Genomic DNA, 21,852 nt, shown 5'->3' on the forward strand with positions numbered 1-21,852 from the left:
AACGATAGCTCCCAAGGCAGATGATGCGGGCGGCCGCGGGCGATGCCGCAACCGCGATCGACGCATTGTCCGATCTCGAACTCGTGCGGCTAAAAGCTCTGGCGCGGTCGTGGAGCCGCGACCTGCCGGGAGGCCTCGGCTGGAGCGACATCCTCCACGAGGCGATCGCACGCGTCCTCGATGGCTCGCGCCCCTGGCCACCCGACGTCCCCATTCTGGCGTTTCTGTCGGGTGTCATGCGCAGCATCTGCAACGACCATTGGCGGCGTGCGCGGCTCGAGCAAAGGCTACTTGTGAGCCGCGATGATCCGGACCAGAGAAGTTTCCCCGATGATGAGGGCGATGAGGTGCCCGATCCGGAGCGGGTCTTGGCCGCCGCACAGATGTTGGCCAACATCTATCGGCTGTTCAAAGCCGATCCGCTGGCGCTGAAGATCATCGCCGGCATGGCTGATGGCCTGGCGGCCAGGGAGATCTGCAATATCCACGATATATCCGAGCTCGACTACGACACGACGCGACGGCGGATGCGACGCGCTCTGCTGCGCGATCAACGGAACTGGAGCAAGTGATGACACGCTGGCATCCGACTGGCGATCTGGCCCGCCTGCTCCAAGCGCTGAGCGAGGAAATCCTTGCCGCGAGTGATGAGGAGGTACGGCAGACCTCCGGCTTGCAAGGATGGACAACCGCCAACACCGCCCTTGACGTCAGAGAGGTGATCAATGCCGCGCGCGGGGACGAGAGTGGGAGCCTTAATCAAAATTGTGATCTGAACGAAGATCTGAGCGGACCTGGTGCCAGGCTGCGGCCAGCGCGTCGGGGCCGCGGCCCGTTTCACAATCAGCGGCATTGAGCGAGCCGGACGGATTTTGCGGCAGCGCTCACGCGCCGCCGAATTTCCAGACCGGGATACCTAGTTTCTTGGCCTTGTCGGCGAGATTGTCCTGGATCCCGGTGCCGGGGAAGTGCATCACGCCGATCGGCAGCGTCTTCAGCATAGCATCGTTGCGTTTGAACGGAGCCGCCTTGGCATGCTTCGTCCAGTCGGGCTTGAAAGCGATCTGCGGGACCTTGCGGTTGTCGGCCCATTTGGCAGCGATCAGCTCAGCCCCCTTGGGCGATCCGCCGTGCAGCAGCACCATGTCGGCATGCTTGGCGTGCACCTGGTCAAGCTTGGCCCAGATCAAACGATGATCGTTGAAGTCGAGACCACCAGTCAGCGCGACTTTCGGGCCGGGTGGCAGGAGCACCTGATTGTCGGCGCGCTTCTTCGCGGCGAGGAAATCGCGGCTGTCGATCATCGCGGAGGTCAGATTGCGGTGGTTGACCTTTGACCCGTTGCGCGGTCGCCAAGCGGAATGGGTGTGGCGTTCGAACTCGTCGGCGGCCTGGTCGCGCATCAGCTCGAAGGCGCCTCGTCGCTCGATCAGCGTCTGCCCTTCCGCCGTCAGTCGCTCCAATTCGACGGATTTCACCTCGCTGCCGTCCTGCTCCCGCTGCGACCGCTGCTGCGCCAGCTCGTTATCGTCAAGCTCGCGCTCGATCCTGTCGATGGCACGATGGAAGACGTTCACTGTCGACCAGAGCAGGTCTTCGAGGTCGGGCTCGAGACGGGTATCGGACAGCGCCACCACCAGGGCATCGAAGATGTCGAGGATGCTACCGGCGAGGACTTGCGCTTCAGGGAGCCGCCGGGGATCGGGCTCATCGTGGAAGGGACGGTAGCCATAGAGCTGAAGTTCCTGGAGGACCTGGTCGGTCGGGGATGAGTTGTGCTGCGGCTCGAAATTGTCGTCAGTGGTCATTGCGGCTTTCCCTCGTCGGATCGACCGCGCCCATCGCGGCCTTCATGGCGACGAAAGCGGCAGGCGGAACGGACTTGCACCCGCAGCGCGAGCGGAGGGCCGGAGCCTTGGCGGAGGGCCGAAGGGGGCCGACTATTTTGCCTCGCGATGTAAAGGCGGCTCTGCCGCCGACGGAAAATAGTCGGCCCACGAGGTTGCCGGTCCGGGCCGCTTGCCGCCCGATCGCCCTCTCAGAAGGCCGTGGGTGCGGCCCTCTCCGGCGCAGAGGGGAAGCCGCAATGACCACCGGCCTCGAAGACGAAGCGGTCGCCTCGCCCCTCATCCCGTTCCGGCTATGCCGCCAACTCCATAAAGCGCGCGACATCCTGCGCCGCGATCTGCACGCGGCTCGCGGCCCGAAGGGCGTCAAATCCGAGCAGGCGAAGATCCTCGTTGAAGTCGCCAAGCCGCGGCGAGATCACGATTGCCTCGATCCCGGCCTCCTGCGCCCGATCGATCAAGGTCGCCATGGCGCCGTCACCGGCAGGATCATCGTCCCGGGCGATGTAGAGCCGGCGGAGCGTGTCCGGGAGAAGGATGGCGGAGAGATGCGCCGCCGAGAGGGCTGCGACCATCGGCATGGTCGGCAGAACGCTGCGGAGCGAGAGCATCGTCTCGATACCCTCGCCGGCTGCCATGACTTCACCAGCTACGCCAAATCGAACGGCGTGACCAAGCAAGTCGCCCATCGCCCGCTTCGGCGTGTCGATCAGCGCCTTACCGAGCATCGTCTCGCTGAAGCCGCCGGGGTCAAGCCAGGTGCGATGCGCGCCGGTCAGGTGGCCGTTCAGATCGGTGACGGCGGCGATCATCGCCGGCCAGGTCTCGGTCGGGCTGTGGTCGTCGGGCCGGTAGTAGCAACGTGGGTGAAAGCGCAGGCTTCCAGTTTCGTGCAAAGCCGTAATGCCGCGATTGCGGAGATACGCTTCCACGAGTGTACCCACGATCGACTGCGACATGCCGACGAGTCGCCGCGCTGCCTCGGGCGATCCGAGGGGCGCGGGCGATTTTCGTGACGGGGGCCGATTTAGCTCTACCTCCAGTTCTGGACGCGGCAGATTCAGAAAGCGTCGGGCCTCATTGGCGACATCGCGAAAAGTAGTGAAACCGCAGCTCTCGCGGATCACGTCGAGGAGATCGCCATGTTCGGCCGAGGCGGCATCTCGCCAATGCCCGGCGGCGCCAGCACCGGATTCCGGTCCGCTGAGCCGGACGAACATCGACCGGCCGGGCGTATTGCGAACGTCGCCGACTATCCAGTAGCGGCCCTGGCGCCGCCCGTTGGACAGGTAATGGCGGCACACCGCCTCGGCGTCACGCGCGAGACGGCGGGCCAGTTCGGAGACGTTGTCGCGGGCCATCAGGCGGCCTCCCGCTCACTGACGCGCGCGACCGGATAGTGGTCGAGCACCTTTGCCAACACCGCGGCACCCGTCGCATCTGATGGCACGAACATGCGCAGCTTCCACGAGATGATCTCGCTGAAGAGGCCGTAGGCGCGCAGCCGGTCACGCATCGCATCGGTGAAGCCGGACAGCTCGATGCAATGGGCGCCCATCACGCGGACACGACGAAGCTGCAGGTCCTCGGCGAGGTCGAGGACGGTGCGCCCCTCCATCAGCGCCGAGAAAGCTTCGTCCGGGGTCAGGCTGCTGGTGCCCGTCGCGCAAGCGTTCGCCGCCCAGGCTGGCGAGACTCTGCGACCGATGATGCGCTCGCCTTCGTCGGTCTGGAGACGATAGACGCGGGTCGACTCGTTCGGAAGTCGCTTCCAAATCGGCAACAGCAAGCCGGCAACGATGTGGAGAGTACTCTCGGCGAACTCGGGGACGTCGACGACTTCGCCGTTCCATGCCACGGCGAATGTCTCGCGATCCGCAGGTTGCCAGTGGCTTTCGTCCATCATCTTCATCGAAGCGCGATGGTGCTCCATCGGGCGAATCAGCCGCACGCGGCGTTCGATCTCGCCGTCATCGAGCATGAGGCTTGGCGCCGGAATCTGCAGCGCGGCACGCCCCGAGCGCTCGTTGAGGAGCAGCACCGCCCGAGCATCGGCGAGATAATCGAGCGCTTGATGCAGCGTCATGGGGTGATTGCGCCGGCGTTCGGTGATCGTGAGCAGCCGGGTTTCCGCGCCGGTCGCGGGGTGCGTGTAGATCGGGCGCCGATCGGTGACGATGAAGCTCTCGGCCTGCAGGGTCTCCAGGCCGACGTCGTAGACGCCGCTGGCAATAGCGCCCTCGACCTTGGCGTTCAGCAATTGCTCGAAGGCCGTGAACAGCACACCTTGCAGGTCGATGGTGAGCGCGAGCAGCCGGTTCAGGAACGTCGTGATGGGCGGGAGTTCGTCCTTTTGCCATTCGCGTCCATGAGCTTCAAGCCCGTGGCGTCTTCGAAGATCTGGAGCGAGCAGCCTTCGACCTTGCCTCGCACAAGCAGCAGATAGAGTTGGCGCAGCGCATCGCGAGCGTAGTGGCTCTCAAGATTGTCCTCCGGCCGGAACAGGCCCTGGCCGCCGGTCTGGCGCTGGCCGCGCGTGATCGCGCCCAGCGTGTCGAGCCGGCGGGCAATGGTTGAGAGGAAGCGCTTCTCCGCCTTCACGTCGGTGGCAATGGGGCGGAACAGCGGTGGCTGCGCCTGATTGGTGCGGTTCGTTCGACCGAGACCCTGGATGGCGGCATCGGCCTTCCAGCCCGGTTCGAGCAAATAATGGACGCGGAGCCGGCGATTCCGCGCCGAGAGTTCGGCGTGGTAGCTGCGACCCGTACCGCCAGCCTCCGAGAAGACAAGCACGCGCTTCAAGTCGTCCATGAAGGCGGCGGTCTCTGCGAGATTGGCGGAGGCGGCACGGTTCTCGACGGCAAGGCGGTCACCCCTGCGCACCACGCGCCGCGAACGTCCGGTCACTTCCGCAACAAGATCCGTGCCGAAACGCTGCACGATCTGGTCGAGCGCGCCGGGAACGGGCGGAAGCGATGCGAGCCGCTCGATCAACTCATTGCGGCGGGCGACCGCCTCGCGGCTCTCGACCGGCTGGCCATCGCGGAAGACGGGCCGGGAGGAGAGATTGCCGTCGCTGTCAGTGAAGGGCTCATAGAGCTGCACCGGGAAGGAATGGGCGAGGTAATCCAGAACATACTCGCGCGGCGTGATGTCCACGCGCACGTCGTTCCATTCCTCAGGTGGAATCTCGGCGAGGCGGCGCTCCATCAGCGCTTCGCCGGTCGACACGATCTGGATCACCGCCGCATGGCCCTCGGCCAGATCGCGCTCGACGGAGCGGATCAGGGTTGGCGTCTTCATGCTGGTGAGCAGATGGCCGAAGAACCGCTGCTTGGCGGATTCGAAGGCCGAGCGCGCGGCCGCCTTGGCCTGGCGATTGAGCGTGCCGGTGTCGCCGGTGATGTTGGCGAGCGGCCCTGAACGAAACATCGGCGAACGTCAGAGAAATGGACTCCAGATGGTTCTGACTATTTCGGGTTGCGAGTTTGCCGGAGTTTTGATTAACCGTGGTCGGCGGATTGCGGCACTCCCCAGCAAACTCTTCTGACGGTGAAAGCGCACCAGGGCATCTCCCTCTTTCCTTCGGCGCTTAGCGGATTTTTTGCTCGGGACTATGCAGGTTTCATGCAGATTTCGGCAAACATGCGTCACGATTCCTGGCAGATCTTAAAGCATCGCAAATTTCAGATACAACACTGACACTTGAACCGCAAATCCGCAGCATCGCTAGAGCATCAACCTCTGCACTGCCCAATGGATACGCGCTTACGCGGCAATAGATCTTCGTAACAGCATTGGTCGGTCCTACCTTTCGAACCAGCTACTGACCCCGCCTACGAAGCGCCGCATGTTGAGCTCCGAGGTCATCGGTCCACGCGCGCGGCCCGAGCAACTTTGAGTGCAGACATTCATGGCGCATTAGTTTCCCGACCTGCGCTTATACCGACCGCGCAGTACTACGCCCTTATGTTAGTCAAGAAGTCACCGACCTGCCCCTGTAACGAAGCGATATTTTTGCTCAAATGCCTTACCTTCCCAACGGCTTGGTCTGCCGATGATCCAGAGGCGCGCGAGGCGGCATTCAACCGGTCAATATCCCTGGAAGCTTCGCGCATATCAACACTGATGCTGGTGATGCTTCTTGAGATGTCGTTCGTCACAATCGATTGCTCTTCTATCGCTGCCGAGATGCTGCTCGATATCTCTTGCACTTTGTCGATGATGTCGGCGATGTCACCCATCGCTGCAGTCGCCAGCTCCGTCCTTTGTTGGATGGCGAGAATCTGAGTATCAACCTCGCTCGTCGCCTTGGCTGCCTGCGCAGCAAGATTTTTCACTTCTCCCGCCACCACTGCAAAGCCTCGCCCCGCTTCGCCAGCCCGTGCTGCCTCGATGGTTGCGTTGAGCGCCAGCAAATTGGTTTGCGAGGCTATACCCTCGATCATCTGGACGACGCTGCTGATCTTTGTCACCGAAGCAACGAGCTCACTTAATGTTGCTTCAGCGTGTGCGGTCTTGCCGCGCGCGCTTTGCGAAATATTCGCTGCGGTCAACACTTGTCGGCTGATCTCAGAAATCGACGCCGATAATTCCTGAGCAGCCGAGGACACGGCCGTCGAGTTTTCCTCGGTCTTTTTCACCATTTCGTCATCGCTTCAGTGCGAAGACAGACATCTCCCGTCGAAGCAGTAATTTCCGATGCGACCGCTTTCATGTCCTGCATCGAGCTCGCCACAACGTCCACGACCCACGACACATCACTGTCAAACCTCTTCGCAAGACTCAGTCTCTCTTCCCGCATGCGAACCAGGTCGGTTATGTCCTGCCAAACACACACGACGATCGGACGGCCTTCGAACCTCGAGACGACAAGACTTATCCTGACTGGAATGGAGGTCTGATCTTTGCGCCGAAGCCACCATTCGATCGCGACGTGACCTGACCTCATCACAACCTCATTGGTCTCTTCGAACATCTGCGCAACAGTTTTGCCGTTCGGCTGAGGATCCAGGGAAATGGAGGCGATACTCAATCCTTTCAGGTCTTCTGCGCTGGAAAGCCCAAGTAGCGGTGCCGCGCGCCAGCATCGAATTGGTGGATAACTGAGAAAGAGAGCCACCGTGCTCGGAGCCGTCAAGGACGGCCCTTTGAGCCACCGCCTCCGGCGGTCTTCGATCCTTCCGCTCCTGCGCGCGGCGGCGGGCCGGGAGGCGTCGGGACGAAGGACATCCCGACCATCGACCGCGCCTCCGGCGGGTCAAACAAAGGGCGACCAGGCGAGCCGGCTGTCCTCTCCCACTGACATTTCTAATGAGCGGAACCTGCGACTTGTCTATTGGGCGCCGACAAGTGCATTCCCACAATGACGCACTTTGCGAACGGGCTGAAGGCGACGAAGGCGCCCGTGCGGCCGGGCGGTGTGCTCCCTGTCTGGCTGGTGGAGCAAGGCGCGCCAAGAGCGCGCCTTTTGCTCACCCCTACTACGATCTGCGGCATCAAAACATCGTGTTGTTGTTCGCTGGATTATCGGGAATAGGCTGCACCACGTCCCAGTGTTCGACGATCTTGCCGTTCTCCAGCTTAAAGATGTCTACGATCGCGCGGCCTCTGCTGCCGGGCTCGCCGACGGAGTGAACGTGCAGGATGACAAAGTCGCCATCCACGAAGCTGCGCTTGATCTCGCTATGCGAGTTCGGGAACTTTTCGCGAAGAAAGCCGATAAATTTTCGGAACCCCTCCGGACCATCGGGCGCATTTGGATTGTGTTGGACATAACGATTTCCGACATAAGCAAGGGCCGAATCGGCGTCCTTCTGATTGAGGCCCTTCTCGTAGAAGGCCAGCACGGCGGCGCGGTTGGCTTCTTCCTGCGCGCTGGCGGCCATCACAGCGCTACTGCCGAGGGACAGTATAAAAATGGAAGCCGCAATCATTGCGACGGGCCGGACGATTAAATGCATATGAACTCCTAGGGGCCGCAGCCTCTGTCTTGCGATTGAGGAGGCCTGTATAGCTTTCTCGCCGGCCGACGTTAAGATAGTACCTGTAATCTCACAAAGTTACCGTGAGGAAACCCTGCGAAATGCGCAAACGTGAGTTCTCGTAGACCAGCAGGCGACGCGAGTTCGCTAAAGCGCCGCAAGTTCGGAAGTGCTACCGGCGTTACCGAGGTGTGACCCAATTGGTGGCTCCGCTTGGCCTCGAAAGGCCAACTATCCACCGAGGAGGATCTTCCGTGCCTCCGCCGGGGAGGCCGGTCTCGCCCCCTGGCGCGTGATAACCCGAGCTGCCTCCTCGACGAGTTGGGCGTTGCTCGACGCAAGTTGTCCTTTTGCGATGTAGAGATTGTCTTCGAGACCCACCCGCACGTGGCCTCCAAGTTCGCACGCCGCAGCGGCGATCTTGAACTGATCGTGTGAAATTCCAAATGCGCTCCAGAGCGCTCCGGGAGGAAGCATGGCGCGCATGACCTGAAGGACGTCCGACTGGGCCGGCGCTCCCCAAGGAACGCCCAGACAAAACTGGAAGAACGCCGGAGATTTCAGAACCCCGACTTCCAGTAGGTGTTTGGCTAACCGAATGTGACCCAGATCAAAAACCTCGATTTCGGGCTTGATGTTTGCATCTCTTATTGCCCGCCCCATCACCTCAAGGTCTTGAACGAGGTTGACCATCGCGATTCGTCCAAAATTCAACGTAGCTACATCCAGGCTGCAGACTTCCGGCTTCAGCTTCAGGATGTGCTCCAGTCGTTGTTGTGGAGTCATCGGCGGATTCACGCCTGGGGCCGGGTGGAGCAGCAGACCTTCCGCCGCATATAGCGAACCCGGGCCGCTGGTTAAGTTCACCACGACGTCCGTTGATGACCCCCGAATTCTTTCGACGACTTCCGAATAGTGCCCGAACTCGACCGACGGTGCACCCGTTGCCGGATCGCGAACGTGAATGTGCACGACAGCCGCGCCTGCCTTTGCGGCGTCTATTGCCTGATCAGCGATTTGCTTCGGCGTGATCGGAACTGCGGGATTCTTGCTAACTGTGTCGCCGGCACCGGTCAGCGCGCAAGTGATGATGGTCGGATTCAACATCGATCTTGACCAGCTTTGCTTCTATTGATGTTCGGCGTCGATCAGCACGAAGGCGACCCTGCAGATCCGGTCGGTACGATTGGACCAAGCATGGTTGGTGCCACGCTGGATTAAGACATCGCCGGGCCGCATCAGCGTCTCGCCTTCGTCGAGCATCGCCCAGATTTCCCCTTCCAGCACGATCGCGTAGTCGAGCGTATGCGTTTTGTGGAAGAAGAAGTGCCGCGCCTTGGTGTCAAAGGCTTCGGGGCTGCCGATCCCCTTCCTGAACTTCTCAAGCTCCTCGCGAGAGTAGAGGCTGTCCGGCGGAAATTCGGCAATGCGCAAAACATTCCCGCCGGCCGGAGGTTCAATGGCGAGCTTGCGATTGCCTGGAGCGGTTTCCACCTGCTGCACGATATCCGCAGGGGTTCTGTCGGCAACCCAGAGAACGGTTCCCGCCAACCCCGGTGTACCCGGCACGACATGCACATTGGGTGCTGCGCTATCCGAGACAATGACTGAACGGCCGTCAGCGCGATGTCCGGTCACGATGCGACGAACGGGTTTTGCCATGATGATTGGTTCTCGAACTGAGTATGAGCGGATTAGATACAGGTGCTATCGGCCCCGCTTGGGCTCCCCTGCGGATCACCAGAACTTCTTGCGCTTCTCGGGCCACCAGCGCTTTTCTTCGGGAGGACCGATCTTGGTGCGGAGCGTGCCAATCCGAGAGACCTCAAGCTCAAGAACGTCACCGGCCTCAAGCTTCCGGCCGATCTCCAGACCGGATCCGTTGCCAACCGTACCCGAAGCAAACAGGTCGCCCGGCTGCACGTATTCCGAGATCGACATGTAAGCCAGGGATTCACCCGGCGCCCAAACGGTCTCCGCGCTATTGCCGCGGGAGCATTCCTTGCCGTTGATGCGAACCGTCATCTCCAGATCATCGAGGCGGCCGATCTCGTCCATCGTCACGATCCATGGACCGATGCCGAAGGCAAAGTCCTTGCCTTTCCCGGGGCCCATGCCGATCTTCATCTCAAGCTTCTGGATGTCGCGCGCGCTGAAATCGTTGAAGATCGTCACGCCGAAGATCGCCCGCTGCGCCTCGTCGGGTGTCAGGTTGTGGCAGACGCGCCCGACGATGTAGCCAAGCTCCAATTCGTAATCGAAGTGGTCGGTATAGAATGGCTTGGGCACTTCGGCATCGTGACCAACCGCGGTGAACGGGGTGCCTTTGAAGTAACCGGGAATCTCGAGCAACGCTTCGGCAGGCTCGCCCCCGACACGCTCATGAAATTGCTTGATGTGCTTGACGAATGTCAGGCCATCCCGGATGACCGGAGGATCGACCGCGCTCAGCCAGTTCACGCTCGAGATTGCAGTGGAGGCATCGTCAGCGCGCGTCTGTAGCGCCTCGTGGGCGGTTTCCAGGAAGACATCTCCAAGACCAATCGCTGCCGACATGCTCCCGGGGAAGATCGCCGAGGCTAACCGCTGAGCCCCCTCCTCCGTCGCGCCCTTCGCCTGCCGACGAAGGATTTCCGCCGTCGCGAGGTCGACCACCCTGCTCTTCGCTGTGTCCACAGCGACAAGGCGCGTGACCGTTCCGAACGGCGTTGCGACTGAAATTCGTCCGAGCTTCATGGCTTCCTCCTAGTTATTATACGAAACGTATCGTCTCGTTAACTGCGGTCGAGAGTCAAGCGAGGTCGTTTACCAGCTTTCAACAGCTCTCGAGGGAAGTCGTTTGTCGGAAGACGTGACGCCGTGCTACGGAAACGCACTGGCTCGATATCCATTGAAGTTTGCTCGACACTGGCCATGCCATCACCCAAGCGCGTCCCAGCACGCGGACCGATAAACTCTAAAGATACCGACCCCTCGGATCCAAGGCCGATCGGGAGACCGCGCGATCTCGCCTCCAGGCGGTCGATTTTGTCGGCCACAATGGCCCTTCTGCAGACGGTTTCGGTCAGCGATCTCGCGATCGAAACAGTGGCGCGCGACGCCGGGGTTTCAAAAGCCACGATCTATCGGTGGTGGGACAGCAAGGGCGCGCTGGTCATCGACGCGTTCATGGAATCCCATTTCAGCAATACCCCGATGCCAACCGCCGTCGATCCACGGACCGCCATCAAACGGCACCTGACTTCCCTCGCGCAGTATTTCAGCGGCCGGGCCGGGAAGCTGGTCGTTCAGATCCTGTGCGAAGGTCATGACAACAATGCGCTGTTGGCCGAGTTCAATGCACGGTTCGCAAAGAACCGTCGGCGTCTCGTTCAGGAGACCTTCAAGCGGGGGCAGCGGGAGGGCCTCTTCAGGCCCGACATTGATGCGGCCTGGGCTGTCGAGATGCTTTATTCGCCGATCTACCGGCGCTTGATTTTCGGCGAGCCGCTGGATGGAGAGTTCATCACGCTCCTTTGCGGGAGCGTCGATGCCATGTTTTCCACGGAGTCTAAGTCCAAGGCGTCGCGACAGAAATCAAAGACGTAATTCTCGCCGGCTTCGCATTGTCACGCGATCTCGGCGCCGGCGGGTGGCTCAATGAACGACTTGCGACGGGGCGCCACGACGGCCAACGAGGATACCGAGGTGGCAACAGCCTTGTTCTCGCGATCCAGAAGCTGCGCGCGCGTGAACACGACCGCCTTTCCGCAGCGTTCGACTTCGGCGACTGCTCTGTATGGCCCCGGTTTGGCCGACCTGAGATAAGAGACGTTGATGTTGATCGTTGCGACGGAAAGTCCGTCAGGAATTGCCAGCAGCGCGGCATACGCCATGGCGAAGTCCAGCATCATCGTGACCGCGCCCCCGTGAATGACGTCCTCAGCCTGCAAGAACTGCTCACCGACAAGGAAGGACAGCTCGATACTTGGCCCTAAGAGGTCGATTTCTTCAAGCTTGGTTCCCAAGGCTTCGGCGAGGGAGGTCGACCTGACAGCAGCCGGCAATCCCTCCCCCGACCGGTATTGCCGCAGAAATTTTTGATCCAGGTTCATTGCCGATACCAAATGAATGTCACCGTGATGCCGCGCTCGGCGCGATCGCACTGTCGCGGAAGACCGAGAACCGACCAACCAGGCAAAGAAGGGACGAGACGAGCAGGCAGGTTGCGGCGACTACAAACCAGGGCAAGTAGTTGCCGGCTCGATCGTAGAGCATTCCGGCCAGAATCGGCCCACCGCCGCCACCGATCGACACCGCGAGATAGATGCCGCCAAATAACGTGCTGAAGTGCGCTGGTGGGAAGCGTCTGCCGACAAGGAAAAGAGCGAGGTCAAATTCTGAGCCAATCGTGAATCCCATTGCAAGGGTTCCCGGTAAGATCAACTCCGAATTACCCGAGGTCAGCATGAGCACCCCGCAGGCAGATAACAGAAAGCCGACGTGCTTACGCGCATTGAGGCCGCATTGGCCAGGAAGCGGCTTCGAGAACCTGACGTGTCGCGGAACACCCAGGTTTGCGATCGCGCTCGCAAGACCAATGCTTTCTGGGGTCGCGACCTCCCTGGACCCTCTGAATTGAATTCCTGCGTCCCTTCCGATTTGACGATGCCCCCAGTCTTGCCCTTGTCGGCGCATGGTCATGCCGCTCGAGCGGAGAACGCTGATGGCGTCCAATTCCAGGGCAGAAGCTCGTGCAGCCGATGAACTGGGTGGGCCCAGCATCTCCGCCCAGGCGCCCCTGGCGCGCTTGTCGAGTGAGCAAAGAAGCGGATTGGCGTATACCAGGACAAGCTCAAGCTGAATCTACATCGGGGCAATCATTGAAGGCGCGTTGAGCGTGGGGTAACGAGCTCTTGGCTCGAGCGGAGGCAAGTGAGCGCGCCATGTGATTTTCCGAGGCGTACCGCGCGGCGAGGCTGCATTGGCCGAGTCCGCTTTTCAGTCTCGGGACATACCCGCAGCCAGACTAGGTCATGTGCCGGCAGCCGAGAGGCGCAAGTATTTTTGCTACGCCCTGTAACGCCATCTTGCGACTGTGAACTAAAGTCGACGCGCCAACTCGTCCCGGTTCGACAAGAGCTATGCGCGTCATCGTGAATATCGTTTTCTTCCGGCATTCTGGGTGTCACCATCGCAACTGTCTCGACCGTGACGTCTCGCGCGGCAGAGTGCTGGAGAAGACGAATGACAGACGCTAAATTCCTTACCCCGGAGGAAGTGTCCGCACGATATCGTAACGAGGTCACTGTTGGTACGCTGCGGAATTGGCGCGCGATGCGAACAGGGCCCGCATATATCAAGATCGGGAAAGCCGTCTTATACCCGGTCAGTGAGCTTGACGCTTGGGATCGCAGAAATCTTGTGATTTGTAGTGCGTCGAAAGGACTGGAGTAAGCTAGCTCCCTCAGGCCCGCACACTGTAGGCTCGCATCCTTCATGCCGCGATACTCGCCAACCGCGCACAGTTTTCCACGCTCGGCGGTGTACGTCGTCAATCGTCGCCCACGTCGAAAATGAGCTCGCGCCACTGGGCCATTTTCCCAACGGGCCTTCCAGCGATGATCAAATACTCAATAGAGTGAAGGCGACGTTGAGCTGAGTACTCGCTTCGACGTGAGTCCCCTGTCTTTGAGAGATCGCAGAAGGTAGTGTAGACTCGTTCGTGATCCAGCGTGCTCTAAAGCAAACGGTCGATGCGCAGACCGTCGTGAGGGTGATGTTCACGTTGGATCATCGTGGACCGATCCCAGGTCCATACCCCAATGGCTCTTTGCTGCGACAAAAATGGCCCTACATCAAAGCGATATCCCCTGAGCGAGAATGATGCACAACCACCCCAGCGGCGATCCCTCGCCCTCGCAGGCCGACATCCAGATGACCAGGGCGATCATCGACATCGCAAAACCGCTCGGGATTGCCGTGCACGACCACATCATCGTCGGCAAGAACGGGCATGCGAGCTTGAGGGGGTTGCGGTTGATCTAGACGATCAGAACGCCTGGTTCTTGGCGGCTTTCAAATGGTCTTCCGCGGCCGTGATGCCGGCGAATGCCTTCAGCGTCAGGGCGGTCGGTTGCGGCTTCCATTCGGCAACCATTTTCTCGGCCTTCTCGAGCTCAGGCTTGGACAACAGGGAAGCCATCTCGTTCACGTTCTTGGCCGGCGCCACCTTCGAGAGCTTGAAATAGGCATACGACAGGGACAGGTCCCTCGGCGTGCCCTTTCCTGCGGAATATGCGCGGGACAGGCTGAAGAGGGCGCTGGGGAGACCCTGGTCGCCCGCCATCTTCCACCATTTCAGCGCTTCTTCCGAATTCCCTTGTCGGTCATACATGAGAGCGACGTCGTGCTGGGCACGCGCGTAACCGGCCTTGGCGGACACAAGCTTGTACTTCAATGCCTGATCCGGATTTGTTGCGACGACGCCCACGCCTTGCCCGTCATAATAACAGCCGAGCTTGTAGGCTCCGAGCGGATCGTTGGCCGCAGCCGATTTTTGAAACCACTCGAATGCCTGGCTGCGGTCCTGCTGTGTGCCGATGCCGTTATTGTGCATCATGCCGACATGATATTGCGCCTCCGCATCTCCGCGATTGGCCAACGCAACCATCGCATTGAAGGTGCGGGTGTCATTCGCGCTGGCGGGCGCCGCGACAAGCAGAAGGCACGAAAAGGCCAGGGCAACGAATTTCATGTCAAAGCCCGATCGAGTTTGAACGATTCCTGTCTTGGTCTCTCCAAATGCGAGAAAAGTTCGAGCCGGCAATATTCCGGGGTCAAGGCGATTTTTGGCCCATCCGAGTTCGTCCCGTCAGGGCACGACCAAACGCCGCACCGCCTTAGCGGTCTCGGCCGACGCCCTACTGCCGCAGCATGATCAGGGGATCGGCGGTGTCGGGGACGCGGCGCCATTGCGCGTTGTCGTCGGCCTCGAACTGCCAGGCTTCGCCGGATTTCGACATCAGGATGATCTGGCCGCGCTCGAGGCGCCATTGCGTCGGGTTGAACTGCGCGATCGTGGCGTCGCATCTCGGCTTGAGGAAAACTTGGAAATTGTCCGCATCAGCCTCGGTGTTGGTCAGCGTCAGCCCGCACACCGGCTGGCCGTTGCGGCGCACCATCGACCAATCGCCGATCATCTGGTCCATTGACTTCGCCATCGAGCGCGCGGCGGCGAGATCCTGCAGAATGTAGACGCCCTCACCCTGGCGCAGGCCCTCGAAGATGCCGGCCTCGACCTCGGTGAAGTCGATCACGGCTTCGCCGGTCGCATCCTGCAGGCGCACGATGTCGAGGCCCCTCACGCTCCAGGCCACGATGTCCTTGGTGAAGGGCAGCGCGGTCTTGCAGGACGGCTCCAGCTCCAGCTTGAAACCCTGGCCTGCGGCGTCAGCCTTCAGCGTGACGACGCAGGTCTTGCTGCGCTCGGTGGTCGAGAGCTCCCATTGTCCGGGCATCTGCTTCTTCAGGCTCGCCGCATCCTGCGCATGCGCGATGCCGATCGCGGCCAAGGAGGCCGCGACGGCGCCGATCGCGGCCAGGCAGGCCGCAACGACATATGCGAGAAGGCGACGAGCGATCATCAGCGTCCCTTGACCGGCGTTTCCGCAACCGGCGTCAGCGGCGCCTTGCCGGCGAACCAGGCCTTGAGATTGTCGACCACGAGCTGGTCCATGGCGTTGCGCGTCACCACCGAGGCCGAGCCGATATGCGGCAGCAGCACGACGTTCTGCATGGTCTTGAGCTCGTCGGGCACGTTCGGCTCGGCCGCAAACACGTCGAGCCCGGCGGCGAGAATGGTGCCGGATTTCAGCGCCTGGATCAGCGCCGGCTCGTCGATCACCGAGCCGCGGGCGACGTTGACCAGCACGCCGCGCGGGCCGAGCGCCTTGAGCACCTCTTCATTGATCATCTTGTTGGTGCTGGCACCGCCGGGCACGATCACAACAAGCGTGTCGACCGCTTTCGCCATCTCGATCAGGTCAGGATAGTGCTTGTACGAGACGTCCTTGGAGGGATTGCGGGAGTGGTAGACCACCGGCACCAGCGAGGCATCTAACCGGCGCGCGATGGCCTGGCCGATCCGGCCCATGCCGACGATGCCGACCTTGCGGTCGCGCAGCGAGCCGACGCTGAGCGGATAGTTCTGGGTCTGCCAGAGCCCGGAGCGGACATAGCGGTCGGCCTTGATGAACTCGCGCAAGGTGGAGATCAGAAGGCCCATCGCGACGTCGGCGACCTCCTCGGTCAAGACGTCGGGCGTGTTGGTCACGATAATGCCGTGCTCGGCCGCATATTTGGCATCGATGTGGTCGTAGCCGACGCCGAAGCTCGCCACCATCTCCAGCTTCGGCAGCTGCGACAGCGAGTCCTTGTCCGCACGCACGGTGTGGTAGGTCACCGCGACGCCGCGGATCTTGTCGCGGACCGCCGGCGTCAGCCGCTCGAGATCGCCGCGCGTCTCTGCCTTGTGCACGACGAAATGATCGGAAAACCCGTTCTCGAGGATCGGCCGCACCGGCCCATAGATCAGAAGGTCGATCTTTTCGGACGAAATCGAACCGGCAGCCATCAGTTTTCCTTTCCAAGCGCGCTCTCATGCCAGCGCCGTAAAACGAGGTGGGAAACTAGCGCCAGCACCCCATAGATGACAATCCCGGCCAGCGACAACAGAAGCAGCGCGGCGAACATGCGGGGTATGTTCAAGCGATAGCCTGACTCGGCGATCCTGTAGGCGAGCCCGGAGCCGGCGCCGGCCGTTCCGGCCGCGATCTCGGCCACGACCGCGCCGATCAGCGACAGGCCGCCGGCGATGCGCAGGCCCCCGAGAATGTAGGGCAGCGCCGCCGGCAGCTTGAGGAAGCGCAGGGTTTGCGGCTTCGATGCGCCATAGAGCTGGAACAGGCCGGCGAGGTTGCGGTCCACCGAGTTCAGCCCGAGCGTGGTGTTCGACAGCACCGGGAAGAAGGCGACGATGAAGGCGCAGACGACCACCGCGGTCTGCTGCTCCAGATAGATCAGCAAGAGCGGCGCGATCGCGATGACAGGCGTCACCTGCAGCACGATTGCATAGGGGAACAGCGAATATTCCACCCATTTCGACTGGTTGAACAGCAGCGCCAGTGCGATGCCGCCGATGCTGGCGGCGACAAAACCTTCGAGCGTGGTGACAAGCGTGGTCGCCAGCGATTGTGACAGCACCGCCCAGTCCTTGATCAGTGTCAGCACGATGACGGAGGGCGCCGGCAGCACGTAAGGCGGGATCTCCCTGATGCGGACCACGAGTTCCCAGGCAAAGAGGCCGGCTGCGAAGACGATGACGGGCAGCACGAAGCGCATCGCGCGTTGCGCGCCGGACGATTTTGCGGGCACGGGAGCTTGAGCGTTCATAGCGTCGACTGCCCCGAATAGGACGGCGCCAGCGCGGCCGACACGCGTCGGCAATAATCGGAATAGGCCGTCGAGGTGCGAAACTCCTCGCCCCGCGGCTCGACCGTCTCGATGCGGATGTCGGCCTGGATGCGGCCGGGGCGCGCCGTCATGACGACGACGCGCTGCGACAGATAGACGGATTCGAACACCGAATGGGTGACGAAGATGACGGTCTTGCGTAAGCCTCGCCACAGCGCCAGCAGATCGTTGTTGAGGCGGAAGCGCGTGATCTCGTCGAGCGCGGCGAACGGCTCGTCCATCAGCAGGATATCAGGATCGGTGACGAGCGCACGCGCCAGCGACACCCGCATCTTCATGCCGCCGGAGAGCTCGCGCGGAAAGGCATCGGCGAAATCAGCAAGGCCGACGCTGGCCAGCGCCGCGTCGGCACGCGCGCGCCCCTCCGCTTTCGGCACACCGCCGAGCTTCAGCGGCAGTCGCACGTTCTCACGGACGTTGGCCCAGGGCATCAGGGTGGGCTCCTGGAACACGAAACCGATACCGTGGCCCGGCTGCGGCACGCCCTCTTGCCGTGCCACCCGCACCGTGCCCGACGACGGCGCGCTGAGCTCGGCGATCAGCCGCAACACTGTCGACTTGCCACAGCCGGAGGGGCCCAGCAGCGAGATGAACTCGCCCTTGCGGACGGCAAGGTCGAACGGGCCGAGCGCCATCACGCCGTTGTCGTAAGTTTTCGTCACGCCACGCAGGCTGACGGCGAGATGCGTCAGGCTGGCCTCGACGGCGGGCGCGGTTCTGCTCTCTGTCATCACGCGCTGAACATGGCGGGGCACGTCACCTCCCCCCAGCGGGGAGAGGTCGGCGCGCAGCGCCGGGTGAGGGGCCTCAGGTCCAACGAGGGAGCGTTACCCCTCACCCGCACCGCATCTGGCGATGCGATGCGACCTCTCCCTTCGGGAGAGGTGGGCGCCAGCCTCACCGGCGTGCCTGATCTCAACATTTACGGCTTGTTCGGGCGCAGCTCGACGCCGACGCCCTTGTTGACGAAGCGCAGCGTGTAGGATTTGCGGTAGTCGAGATCCGCCTTCACGACCCCAGCCTTGACCATCTTGTTAAAGAAGGAGGCATAGCGCTCGTCGCTCATTGCGCCGATGCCGTTCTTCAAGCTGTCGCCGGAATCGACGATGCCGTGCTCCTTCATCTTGACGACGGAATAGGCCAGGAGATCGTCGGTCATCTCCGGGTTGAGCTGCTTGATCAGGGCGTTGCCGGCGGAATTGTCCCGGTAGAGGTAATTGTACCAGCCGATCATGGAGGCATCGACGAAGCGCTGCACGAGGTCAGGCTTCTTCTCGACGATCTCGCGGCGGGTTTCGATCAGCGTCGAATAGGTGTTGAAGCCGTAATCAGCGAGCAGCAGCACATTGGGCTTGAAGCCGGCGGCCTTCTCCACCGCAAACGGCTCGGAGGTGACGTAACCCTGCATCGCGCTCTTCGGGTTGGCGATGAAGGGCTGCGGATTGAAATTATAGGGGCGGACGTTCTTGTCGCTGAAGCCGTATTCGGATTTCAGCCACTGGAAGTAGCTGGTCATGCCTTCCTTGGAGACGAACAGCGTCAGCGGCTTGAGGTCCTCGATCTTGGCGACCTTGGCGTCGGGCTGCGTCAGCATCACCTGCGGATCCTTCTGGAAAATCGCGGCGATGGTGATGACGGGAACGTTGTTGGCGACGGCATCGAACGACATCAGCGTGTTCGCGGCCATGAAGAAATCGATCTTGCCGGCGATCAGCAGCATCCGGTTGTTCTCGTTCGGGCCGCCAGGGACGATGGTGACGTCGAGGCCGTATTTCTTGTAGGTGCCGTCGGCGACCGCCTGGAAGAAGCCGCCATGCTCGGCCTCGGCGACCCAGTTGGTGCCGAAGGTGACCTTGTCGAGCGTTTGGGCGCGCGCCGGCGCAAAGGAGGCAAGAGCGGCCAACAAGCCCGCAACTAACGCTCGCCGCAGATGAAAGGGGGTCATATTGGCACTCCGTCGATCGTGGCTGGCCCAATCGCGACTGGTCCGGGTGAAGGCAACGCGATAGAACCGCATGACATCAGGGGATGCGAGCCGCCCGGGCCCGCATCCCCTCATACCGCAAATTACGTGACAAATTCGGGCAAGGAAACCTCGATGACGCCCTCCCGCGACTGGATCGACATCGACTGGGCTGATGCGAGCCCGGACGAGGCGTCGCGCTGGATCGCGGTGCTGCCGCTGGCGGCAACCGAGCAGCACGGCCCGCATCTGCCGCTGACGACGGACGTGCTGATCACGGACGCCTACCTCGCACGTGTGCGCCAGCTGTTACCCACCAGCATTCCGGCGAGCTTCCTCCCGGTCGAACGGGTCGGGATTTCGACCGAACATATCGACTATCCGGGCACGCAGACGCTGCCGACTGAAATCGCGCTGAGGAAATGGGCAGCGATCGGCGCGGACGTTGCACGCCGCGGCGTGAGGAAGCTCGTCATCGTCACCAGCCATGGCGGCAACAGCGCGGCGATGATGCTGGTCGCGCAGGATCTGCGTGCGCATCACAAGCTGTTCGTGGTGACGACGTCGTGGTCGCGGCTCTCAGGCGCCGACAAATTGTTCCCGGCCGATGAAGTGCGGCACGGCATTCACGGCGGCGCGGTCGAAACCTCGATCATGCTGGCGCGCTATCCGGATCAGGTGCACAAGGATGCGATCGCCGATTTTCCCGCGAGCAGCATCGCGATCGAGCAGCAATATCGCTGGCTGTCGACGCAGCGGCCGGCGCCGTTCGCCTGGCAGGCGCAGGATCTCAACACCAGCGGTGCCGTCGGCAACGCGACGCTGGCGCAGCCAGAGAAGGGCGAGCAGCTGCTCGATCAGGGCGCGACGGCGTTCTGCGAGCTGCTGGGTGAGGTCGATAACTTCGACGTGAACAGGCTTGCCAAGGGTCCCCTCGGCTAGGGGGCATCTTCCTGGATTCATTCAGGAAAGATCTATTCTTCGCGAGCACGTTTGCGGTCTTCGAACCGGACGCGAGCAGCCTCCGTCCAACTGGGCACGCGGGCCACAACGGACCGCCTCAACCCCGGATGGAGTTTCACATGTCGATCAAGACCAAGATTGCCGCCGCAGCTCTCGCTGCTCTCACTGTTGCCGGCAGCATCGCATCCACCACCACCTCGGCCGAAGCCAAGCAGCCCGGCTGGGTCTGGGGCGTCGGTGCCGGCATCGCCACCGCCGCCGTCGTCGGCTCCGCGATCGCCGCCAGCAACGATCCCTATTACCACGGCTACCACCGCTGCGGCTGGGTCGCCCAGTACAACGCCTTCGGCCAGTACGTCGGCCGCGTTCGCACCTGCTACTGATCTGACTATCTGAGGCCGATCTCCACGTGGATCCCGCGTCCGACACGGGCGCCTCATCCACCCCGTGTCGTGCCCCCGACCCCGCCCGGCCGTCCCCCCGGGCGGGGTCATTCGTGTTGCGGCCAGAACAGCCCATGATGAGTCGGACAACCCTTCCGATTGCACGTTCCGCGTGTCAGGATACGAATGGGCGGCTGGAGGGCGAGCGTGAGTTGGCAGATCTCAATTGGATCGATCCTGATTGCGATCCTGACATCGACACAGGCATGTCCCGAGCCGGCCTCACAGCCGCTAACGGCGACCCAGGGCGACAGCCGCCCTGCCGTAGACCTCGAGCTCGTCATCGCAGTCGACGTTTCTTACTCAATGGAGCCGGATGACCTTGCAGCCCAACGCGAAGGCTATGCCAAGGCCATCGTCTCGCAGGAGTTTCTCCGGGCGGTGCGAGCCGGTCCTGCCGGCAAGATCGCGCTGACCTATTTCGAATGGTCATCGACCAGCGACCAGAAAATTGTCGTTCCCTGGCGACAGATCGACGGGCCGGGAGCGGCTGAGGCGGTCGCAACTGAAATCACCAATGCACCGATCCGCCGCGGTTCGCGCACCTCGATTTCAAGTGCAATTAAGTTCGCCGCCTCGCTATTCGAGCAGAACCCCTACAGTGGTCCGCGCCGTATCATCGACGTCTCGGGCGATGGCCCCAACAGCAATGGCGATCCGGTCACCTCAGCGCGCGACAAAGCGTTGCAGCAAGGCCTCGTCATCACAGGCCTGCCGGTCATGACCAACGCAACACCCGCTGCTCCGACAGACTTTCAGCATATCGACCATATCGATTGGTACTACGAGGATTGCGTGATCGGCGGCCCGGGTTCCTTTGTCGTACCGGTCACCGATCGCGAAAATTTCAAGGAGGCGATCCGGACCAAGCTGACTCTCGAGGTGGCGGGCCAAACGCCAGATCAATCGCCTGCCCCCTCTACGGACAAGGAGCCGCGCGTTCTCTGCACGATCGGCGAGAAACTCTGGCAGGAGCGCTGGGGCGCGATCACACCGGGGAGCAATAGTCCGGCCATGAGCAAACCGGCGGCGAGCAGTCAGTCCAGCAAGGATGACGCGCTGCTCGACAAGAAGATCAAGGGCATCTGCCGCGGCTGCTAGGTCCTTCCGCGGGCCGGGAACCGGCCATCGCCCCCCAT

21 protein-coding genes and 3 pseudogenes are annotated in these 21,852 nt (G+C 61.8%); 7 read left to right on the forward strand and 17 right to left on the reverse strand.

Annotated elements, in window-relative coordinates; translation table 11 throughout:
• The first annotated feature begins 20 nt into the window (after positions 1-20).
• Positions 21-572 (forward strand): RNA polymerase sigma factor, encoded by a 552-nt coding sequence (locus tag XF30_RS00870; protein ID WP_244608849.1) that lies wholly within the window; start codon positions 21-23, stop codon positions 570-572.
• Positions 573-884: 312 nt separating this feature from the next.
• On the opposite strand, the gene XF30_RS00880 is transcribed toward XF30_RS00870, so the two are convergent.
• The 9 genes and pseudogenes from XF30_RS00880 to XF30_RS00920 form a co-directional block, all read right to left on the reverse strand.
• Entirely contained in the window at positions 885-1,808 is a 924-nt protein-coding gene (locus tag XF30_RS00880; RefSeq protein ID WP_109141678.1) for a DUF2493 domain-containing protein, read from the reverse strand.
• Positions 1,809-2,140: 332 nt separating this feature from the next.
• Entirely contained in the window at positions 2,141-3,208 is a 1,068-nt protein-coding gene (locus XF30_RS00885; protein WP_109141679.1) for a DUF7146 domain-containing protein, read from the reverse strand.
• Positions 3,208-5,258 (reverse strand): annotated as a pseudogene (locus XF30_RS40030) (strawberry notch C-terminal domain-containing protein); the annotation flags it as partial. The gene XF30_RS00885 and the pseudogene XF30_RS40030, both read right to left, overlap by 1 nt.
• Before the next feature lie 548 nt (positions 5,259-5,806).
• A complete protein-coding gene (locus XF30_RS00895; protein ID WP_109141680.1) occupies positions 5,807-6,493 on the reverse strand; it encodes a methyl-accepting chemotaxis protein in 687 nt (228 codons plus the stop codon).
• Positions 6,487-6,969, reverse strand: a complete 483-nt coding sequence (locus XF30_RS00900) for a PAS domain-containing protein (RefSeq protein WP_146207649.1) — start codon at positions 6,967-6,969, stop codon at positions 6,487-6,489. The genes XF30_RS00895 and XF30_RS00900 overlap by 7 nt, the downstream gene beginning before the upstream one ends.
• Positions 6,970-7,345: 376 nt before the next feature.
• Positions 7,346-7,810, reverse strand: coding sequence for a nuclear transport factor 2 family protein (locus XF30_RS00905; protein WP_109141682.1), 465 nt, complete (start codon positions 7,808-7,810; stop codon positions 7,346-7,348).
• 252 nt (positions 7,811-8,062) lie between these two features.
• Positions 8,063-8,938, reverse strand: coding sequence for a beta-keto acid cleavage family enzyme (locus XF30_RS00910; RefSeq protein WP_109141683.1), 876 nt, complete (start codon positions 8,936-8,938; stop codon positions 8,063-8,065).
• 21 nt (positions 8,939-8,959) lie between these two features.
• The gene (locus tag XF30_RS00915; RefSeq protein ID WP_109141684.1) at positions 8,960-9,493 is read right to left on the reverse strand and encodes a cupin domain-containing protein; all 534 of its coding nucleotides are present in this window, start codon (positions 9,491-9,493) and stop codon (positions 8,960-8,962) included.
• A 75-nt stretch (positions 9,494-9,568) separates the two neighbouring features.
• Entirely contained in the window at positions 9,569-10,567 is a 999-nt protein-coding gene (locus tag XF30_RS00920) for a fumarylacetoacetate hydrolase family protein (RefSeq protein ID WP_109141685.1), read from the reverse strand.
• Positions 10,568-10,744: 177 nt separating this feature from the next.
• Here XF30_RS00920 and XF30_RS00925 point away from each other — a divergent pair, with 177 nt between their 5' ends.
• A complete protein-coding gene (locus XF30_RS00925) occupies positions 10,745-11,419 on the forward strand; it encodes a TetR/AcrR family transcriptional regulator (protein WP_225130309.1) in 675 nt (224 codons plus the stop codon).
• 20 nt (positions 11,420-11,439) lie between these two features.
• Here the strand turns inward: XF30_RS00925 and XF30_RS00930 are convergent, their stop codons facing one another.
• Both XF30_RS00930 and XF30_RS00935 read right to left on the reverse strand, forming a co-directional pair.
• Positions 11,440-11,925, reverse strand: coding sequence for a PaaI family thioesterase (locus XF30_RS00930; protein WP_109141687.1), 486 nt, complete (start codon positions 11,923-11,925; stop codon positions 11,440-11,442).
• Between the two features lie 19 nt (positions 11,926-11,944).
• Positions 11,945-12,232, reverse strand: a complete 288-nt coding sequence (locus tag XF30_RS00935; RefSeq protein WP_225130307.1) for a hypothetical protein — start codon at positions 12,230-12,232, stop codon at positions 11,945-11,947.
• Positions 12,233-13,057: 825 nt separating this feature from the next.
• Between XF30_RS00935 and XF30_RS39040 the strand changes: the two genes are divergently transcribed.
• Positions 13,058-13,267: a helix-turn-helix transcriptional regulator gene (locus XF30_RS39040; RefSeq protein ID WP_109141688.1), complete on the forward strand. Its 210-nt coding sequence runs from the start codon at positions 13,058-13,060 to the stop codon at positions 13,265-13,267.
• 426 nt (positions 13,268-13,693) lie between these two features.
• Positions 13,694-13,858 (forward strand): annotated as a pseudogene (locus tag XF30_RS00945) (JAB domain-containing protein); the annotation flags it as partial.
• A 4-nt stretch (positions 13,859-13,862) separates the two neighbouring features.
• On the opposite strand, the gene XF30_RS00950 reads toward XF30_RS00945, so the two are convergent.
• The 6 genes from XF30_RS00950 to XF30_RS00975 form a co-directional block, all read right to left on the reverse strand.
• Positions 13,863-14,567, reverse strand: coding sequence for a tetratricopeptide repeat protein (locus XF30_RS00950; protein ID WP_109141689.1), 705 nt, complete (start codon positions 14,565-14,567; stop codon positions 13,863-13,865).
• A 166-nt stretch (positions 14,568-14,733) separates the two neighbouring features.
• A complete protein-coding gene (locus tag XF30_RS00955; RefSeq protein ID WP_036014220.1) occupies positions 14,734-15,456 on the reverse strand; it encodes an AprI/Inh family metalloprotease inhibitor in 723 nt (240 codons plus the stop codon).
• Positions 15,456-16,445, reverse strand: coding sequence for a 2-hydroxyacid dehydrogenase (locus XF30_RS00960; protein WP_057027479.1), 990 nt, complete (start codon positions 16,443-16,445; stop codon positions 15,456-15,458). The genes XF30_RS00955 and XF30_RS00960 overlap by 1 nt, the downstream gene beginning before the upstream one ends.
• Entirely contained in the window at positions 16,445-17,263 is an 819-nt protein-coding gene (locus XF30_RS00965) for an ABC transporter permease (RefSeq protein WP_057027478.1), read from the reverse strand. Before XF30_RS00965 ends, XF30_RS00960 begins: the two co-directional genes overlap by 1 nt.
• Positions 17,260-18,075, reverse strand: coding sequence for an ABC transporter ATP-binding protein (locus XF30_RS00970; RefSeq protein WP_109141690.1), 816 nt, complete (start codon positions 18,073-18,075; stop codon positions 17,260-17,262). The genes XF30_RS00965 and XF30_RS00970 overlap by 4 nt, the downstream gene beginning before the upstream one ends.
• Before the next feature lie 191 nt (positions 18,076-18,266).
• Complete coding sequence (locus XF30_RS00975) at positions 18,267-19,289, reverse strand: ABC transporter substrate-binding protein (RefSeq protein WP_036014224.1); 1,023 nt, start codon at positions 19,287-19,289, stop codon at positions 18,267-18,269.
• A 153-nt stretch (positions 19,290-19,442) separates the two neighbouring features.
• Here XF30_RS00975 and XF30_RS00980 point away from each other — a divergent pair, with 153 nt between their 5' ends.
• The 3 genes and pseudogenes from XF30_RS00980 to XF30_RS00990 form a co-directional block, all read left to right on the forward strand.
• The gene (locus XF30_RS00980) at positions 19,443-20,249 is read left to right on the forward strand and encodes a creatininase family protein (protein ID WP_109141691.1); all 807 of its coding nucleotides are present in this window, start codon (positions 19,443-19,445) and stop codon (positions 20,247-20,249) included.
• Positions 20,250-20,389: 140 nt separating this feature from the next.
• Positions 20,390-20,653 (forward strand): hypothetical protein, encoded by a 264-nt coding sequence (locus XF30_RS00985; RefSeq protein ID WP_036014244.1) that lies wholly within the window; start codon positions 20,390-20,392, stop codon positions 20,651-20,653.
• Between the two features lie 186 nt (positions 20,654-20,839).
• Positions 20,840-21,697, forward strand: a pseudogene (locus XF30_RS00990) (DUF1194 domain-containing protein); the annotation flags it as partial.
• Between the last annotated feature and the right edge of the window lie 155 nt (positions 21,698-21,852).

Source organism: Bradyrhizobium sp. SUTN9-2, from assembly GCF_003122645.1.
In the GTDB taxonomy this organism is placed as follows: domain Bacteria; phylum Pseudomonadota; class Alphaproteobacteria; order Rhizobiales; family Xanthobacteraceae; genus Bradyrhizobium; species Bradyrhizobium yuanmingense.